7 protein-coding genes and 1 pseudogene are annotated in these 4,293 nt (G+C 57.7%); 5 read left to right on the top strand and 3 right to left on the bottom strand.

Translation table 11 applies throughout. The annotated features are described in order from the left end of the window. Window positions 1-412: 412 nt before the first annotated feature. Complete coding sequence (locus ACXAC1_RS20360) at window positions 413-766, top strand: YceI family protein (RefSeq protein WP_475064075.1); 354 nt, start codon at window positions 413-415, stop codon at window positions 764-766. On the opposite strand, the gene ACXAC1_RS20355 is transcribed toward ACXAC1_RS20360, so the two are convergent. The 3 genes from ACXAC1_RS20355 to ACXAC1_RS20345 all read right to left on the bottom strand — a co-directional run bounded on the left by ACXAC1_RS20355 (window position 689) and on the right by ACXAC1_RS20345 (window position 2,048). Beyond that, entirely contained in the window at window positions 689-1,027 is a 339-nt protein-coding gene (locus ACXAC1_RS20355) for a YceI family protein (RefSeq protein ID WP_475064074.1), read from the bottom strand. The two genes, ACXAC1_RS20360 and ACXAC1_RS20355, sit on opposite strands and share 78 nt — an antisense overlap. Window positions 1,028-1,029: 2 nt before the next feature. Then, window positions 1,030-1,401: a YceI family protein gene (locus ACXAC1_RS20350; protein WP_475064072.1), complete on the bottom strand. Its 372-nt coding sequence runs from the start codon at window positions 1,399-1,401 to the stop codon at window positions 1,030-1,032. Window positions 1,402-1,529: 128 nt separating this feature from the next. Further along, complete coding sequence (locus ACXAC1_RS20345) at window positions 1,530-2,048, bottom strand: hypothetical protein (RefSeq protein ID WP_475064070.1); 519 nt, start codon at window positions 2,046-2,048, stop codon at window positions 1,530-1,532. 249 nt (window positions 2,049-2,297) lie between these two features. Here ACXAC1_RS20345 and rpsF point away from each other — a divergent pair, with 249 nt between their 5' ends. The 4 genes and pseudogenes from rpsF (at window position 2,298) to ACXAC1_RS20325 (ending at window position 4,174) form a co-directional block, all read left to right on the top strand. Next, window positions 2,298-2,699 carry a 30S ribosomal protein S6 gene (rpsF, locus tag ACXAC1_RS20340; protein ID WP_475064068.1) on the top strand — a complete coding sequence of 134 codons (402 nt, stop codon included), beginning with the start codon at window positions 2,298-2,300 and terminating at the stop codon, window positions 2,697-2,699. A gap of 27 nt (window positions 2,700-2,726) precedes the next feature. Next, window positions 2,727-2,955 (top strand): annotated as a pseudogene (gene rpsR, locus ACXAC1_RS20335) (30S ribosomal protein S18). A 12-nt stretch (window positions 2,956-2,967) separates the two neighbouring features. Continuing rightward, the gene (gene rplI / locus ACXAC1_RS20330; RefSeq protein WP_475064066.1) at window positions 2,968-3,588 is read left to right on the top strand and encodes a 50S ribosomal protein L9; all 621 of its coding nucleotides are present in this window, start codon (window positions 2,968-2,970) and stop codon (window positions 3,586-3,588) included. 229 nt (window positions 3,589-3,817) lie between these two features. After that, window positions 3,818-4,174, top strand: a complete 357-nt coding sequence (locus tag ACXAC1_RS20325; RefSeq protein WP_475064064.1) for a hypothetical protein — start codon at window positions 3,818-3,820, stop codon at window positions 4,172-4,174. Window positions 4,175-4,293: the final 119 nt, after the last annotated feature.

The following is a 4,293-nucleotide window of genomic DNA, read 5'->3' as shown; positions in this document are numbered from 1 at the left end:
CTGTTCTGCCGGGCTCAACTAGTACGTATTGCTAAGGTTAAGTTCCTCGTGCAGTGTCGAGATCAGCACCTTTCCTGGCCGGGTTGATCTGCCAGAGCCGCCGCAACAGTGGCACTCACCAGTTCCCGCCATTGCGGCTGTTGTAATCTGGGCTGCAGCGCTTGGGATCGGATGGTTTGACGGGGCCTATTCGGCACACCCGGCTGACGATCACGCCTCGGCCGAGCTGGATGCCGTCCAGTCCGACTGGCAGGTGCAGGACGGCGACGTTGGCCATCACCATCAGCTCAATTGGGCAGCCCGGTGACTGGCCGGATTCGCCGGACTGGACCGCAGCGATCGCCTTTGACGGACCCATGCAGAACCAGGGCCTTGCCGGGACTGTCGACGTGACCGATGGCGATCGGCATCGCTGAGCCATAGGCACGGTGACAGCACCAGGCGCATGGCCGCCGATTTCTTTGACAGCGCCCAATTCCCGACCGCCCAATTCACAGCCGATCATGCTACAAGACCGACACTGGCCTACGAGGCGCGCGGCCCTGTGACCATCCGGGACAAGTCGGTGGACGTCGTCCTGCCGTTCGACTCTGGATCATGCAGGACGGACACAGCCAACGATGGCCGGGTGCGCTGCGAGCTGAACCGCCTGGACTTCGACGTTGGCACCTCGCAACCGACCGAAGACTCACTGGCCTTTGGGGTCGCGGTCACATGTCGAGCTGACGGCCAGCCAATCGCAGGAATAAGCGATCAACCAAAATAGAAAACCGCCGGGGCCTCTCGACCCCGGCGGTTTCGTTTCAGTCAGGATCAGGTACCGACTTAGTCGGCCTTCTGAGCCTCGACCGAGATCCGAACCTCGACCTCGTCGCCCACGAAGGGTGCAAACTGACCCAGGTCGAAAGTCGCTGCGCACCAACGTGGTGGTCGCGTCGAAACCCGCCCATGGCTTGTTCGCCATCGGGTGATCACCGACCTGGTTCAGCTTCGCGTCCAGAACGACCGATTTGGTCACACCGTTCATGGTCAGATCGCCGGTGATGTTCGCGGTGCCTGTCGCCGGTGACTTCGATACCGGTCGAGGTAAAGGTGATCAGGTCGCCCTCGGCCGACGCCGAAGAAGTCCTCGGTCATGAAGTGATCTTCGCGCGGCTTCCAGCCGGTGATCATTTCAACAACCGGCATCGACACGGTCACGCTGGAGGCTGCAGGATCTTCCTGATCGAACATGATCTCGCCCTCAAAGCCCGAGAACATGCCGTAGGTGGTCGAAAACCCAAGATGGTTGTAGCTAAAGATGACCTGGCTGTGGCTGGGGTCCAGAACGTATTTCTCGGCGCTGGCAAATGCCGAGGTCGCCGATACGGCCAGTGCAGCAGCAAGAAGGGTGGATTTCATGACAATCTCCAAAGTTATTGTGGATGCAAACCAATCGGCATGTCTCGGTAACGAAAATGTGCCGCCCAGAGGCAGCACACAAGCCATATTCGCTCACACTTTCTGTTCTCAGGTGAACAGAATAGAGTTTAGGCGAAGATTGTTACACTTCCACTCAATTGGCCCTTGAGCGCTCGGCCAACATCCGCCGATTGCAGCGGCAGCTTCATGAGCAAGCTACCGTCCACATCAAAGAGCTCCACCTGATCGTCCGTAAACCGCGCACCACCCAAGGTGTCATAGCTGCGGCGCAGAACCGTCTGCGGGCGGCCGTTTTCGTTCTTCTGCAGCACGCGAACCTCGCGGCGGATCGGATCGAAATACGCATCAGGGCGCTGATCCAGAACCTGAACGGTCAGCAGGCTGACACCGATCAGCAAGAACATCAAAGACGCCGCCAGTTTGATCGGCCAAACTTCAGTCGCCATGACCGGACCGGGCATCAGCCACATCGAAAACGCCATCACGATCAGGAACGCACCGACAAAGCGCGCCAGGATGGTTCTGGCCTGCCAATTCGGTGCGAATGCCACAAGAACTGGAACCGATTGGTCGTAAGTCGCATTCTTTGCAGACTTGTCGAAGGTATTCGTGTTCGTCGCCGTCATATCACTGTACCTTGTTTAAGGTTGCCGCCTTTGTTCGGTCGTCTCCGGCTAGTTCCCGGTATGCAAAACAACTTTGAGCCGAAAAGCGTCAGGAATTGGGCGGCGCAATGTTAATTGGATGTTAATAGCGCGACTTCACCGAGGCATATACGCAGGGCTTGCCCCCCGTGCCGAATGGTGTATATGAGGCCATCCTTCGCAAGAGTTATAAATCGCGCAGCCTCTCGTGGCCGGGTCGCGGAGGGTTGAATGGCCCTGCCTTTGAAATGCGCCTTGATAGAAACAGGAGTGCACATGCCACTGTATGAGCATGTAATGATCGCGCGTCAGGACCTGTCCAACGCGCAGGCAGAAAGCCTCGTCGAACATTTCGGCACCGTTCTGGCGGACAACGGCGGCAACGTCGTTGAAAGCGAGTACTGGGGCGTCAAGACGATGGCCTACAAGATCAACAAGAACCGCAAAGGCCACTATGCCTTCCTGAAGACCGACGCCCCTGCTGGCGCCGTTCAGGAAATGGAACGCCTGATGCGCCTGCATGACGACGTCATGCGCGTTCTGACCATCAAGGTCGAACGAGCATGCCAGGAGGGCCCCTCGGTCCAGATGCAGAAGCGCGATGAGCGCGAAGGCCGCCGCGAGCGCCGCTGATCTAAGCCTGACGAAAGGACATTTACCATGGCCGCAAAACCATTTTTCCGCCGCCGCAAGGTCTGCCCGTTCTCGGGCGACAACGCGCCGAAGATCGACTACAAAGACACCCGTCTGCTGCAGCGCTACATCTGCTGAGCGCGGCAAGATCGTTCCTTCGCGCATCACCGCCGTTTCGGCAAAAAAGCAGCGTGAACTGGCCCGTGCTATCAAGCGCGCCCGCTTCCTCGCCCTGCTGCCCTACGCTGTGAAGTAAGGAGAGACTGATATGCAAGTTATCCTGCTGGAACGCGTTGCGAAACTGGGTCAGATGGGCGACGTCGTTGACGTCAAGCCCGGCTACGCCCGCAACTTCCTGCTGCCCCAAGGCAAAGCCCTGAGCGCATCGGACGCCAACATCGCGTCGTTCGAAGCCCAGAAAGCACAGCTTGAGGCGCGCAACCTGGAAACCAAGAAAGAAGCTGAAGCACTGGCTGAAAAGCTGGACGGTCAGCAGTTCATCGTGATCCGCTCGGCATCGGATGCCGGCGCTCTGTACGGTTCGGTCACCCCGCGTGACGCCGCAGACGCTGCTACTGAAGCTGGTTTCACCGTCGACAAGAAACAGATCGCCCTGATCGCTCCGATCAAGGAACTGGGTCTGCACTCTCTGGCAGTCAAACTGCACCCCGAGGTCGAAGTTGAAATCAAGATGAACGTTGCCCGTTCGGAAGAAGAAGCCGAACTGCAGGCTTCGGGCAAGTCGATCCAGGAACTGGCCGCTGAAGAAGAAGCAGCCGCAGAATTCGAAATCGCCGAGCTGTTCGACGATATCGGTTCCGCCGCTTCTGACGATGACGACCTGGTCGCCGAAGAAGCTCCGGCTGAAGAAGACGAAGCCAAAGCCTAATCTGGTTATCTTGGAATATTCTAAGGGCCGCGCCAGAAGGGTGCGGCCCTTTTGTTCTGCGACAGGAATGACCTGTCCAAGGCCTGTCGCAGAAATCCAGTCAATAATGTGCTATCTTAGGCGAACGCGGCCCCTGCCGCCCGACGCCGCATTATTTTAAGTCTGATTACTTTAGAAATTTTCTTGATCGCGCACCTGGGCGCACCGCGATCCGACAGGAAACTCCATCATGGCATCTTTGTGCGACTACATCGTCGTGAATGACGGTACGTTTTCCCTGGAACCCGGCGAAAGCGAAACATTCAGCGATCCGATCCCATCGAACCTGATAATCGGAACCAACCGTGCCAAACCGATCCTCGCGTATAAAGCCTGGGCCACGCCGTCTGGCGGGACATTCCAGATCGAGATCAACGACACCTTGATCGAAAGCCCCTGGACGTCAGGCGGTGACACACGCGGGTTATGGGAGGCCTTCCCAGGTACTGTTCTGAACCCGGGGATCAACAACACCTTTCAGTTCCGCGCCACCGAAAACAAAGTCTGGCTCGCAGACATCGTTCTATGGTTTCAGATCGAAGCGTGACTGCCTACGGTTCATAAATGCGGCGTCAAATCGGGACGAATATTGACTCACTACCCGGCGTAATTCAGCGCGTACGCAACTGGTCAGCTTCCGGTTGCGCATGGCTGGTCTAGGTGCTG

Source organism: Marinomonas sp. AWM4_232 (assembly GCF_056158325.1).
Note: the sequence above shows the minus strand (reverse complement) of the source record. Positions and strands in the feature narration are given on the sequence as shown.

Coding starts and splice junctions, on each gene's coding strand:
- ACXAC1_RS20325 (WP_475064064.1), top strand. CDS start 3,818: ATGGCATCTTTGTGCGACTACATCGTCGTGAATGACGGTACGTTTTCC.
- rpsF (WP_475064068.1), top strand. CDS start 2,298: ATGGCCCTGCCTTTGAAATGCGCCTTGATAGAAACAGGAGTGCACATG.
- ACXAC1_RS20345 (WP_475064070.1), bottom strand. CDS start 2,048: ATGACGGCGACGAACACGAATACCTTCGACAAGTCTGCAAAGAATGCG.
- ACXAC1_RS20355 (WP_475064074.1), bottom strand. CDS start 1,027: ATGAACGGTGTGACCAAATCGGTCGTTCTGGACGCGAAGCTGAACCAG.
- ACXAC1_RS20350 (WP_475064072.1), bottom strand. CDS start 1,401: ATGAAATCCACCCTTCTTGCTGCTGCACTGGCCGTATCGGCGACCTCG.
- rplI (WP_475064066.1), top strand. CDS start 2,968: ATGCAAGTTATCCTGCTGGAACGCGTTGCGAAACTGGGTCAGATGGGC.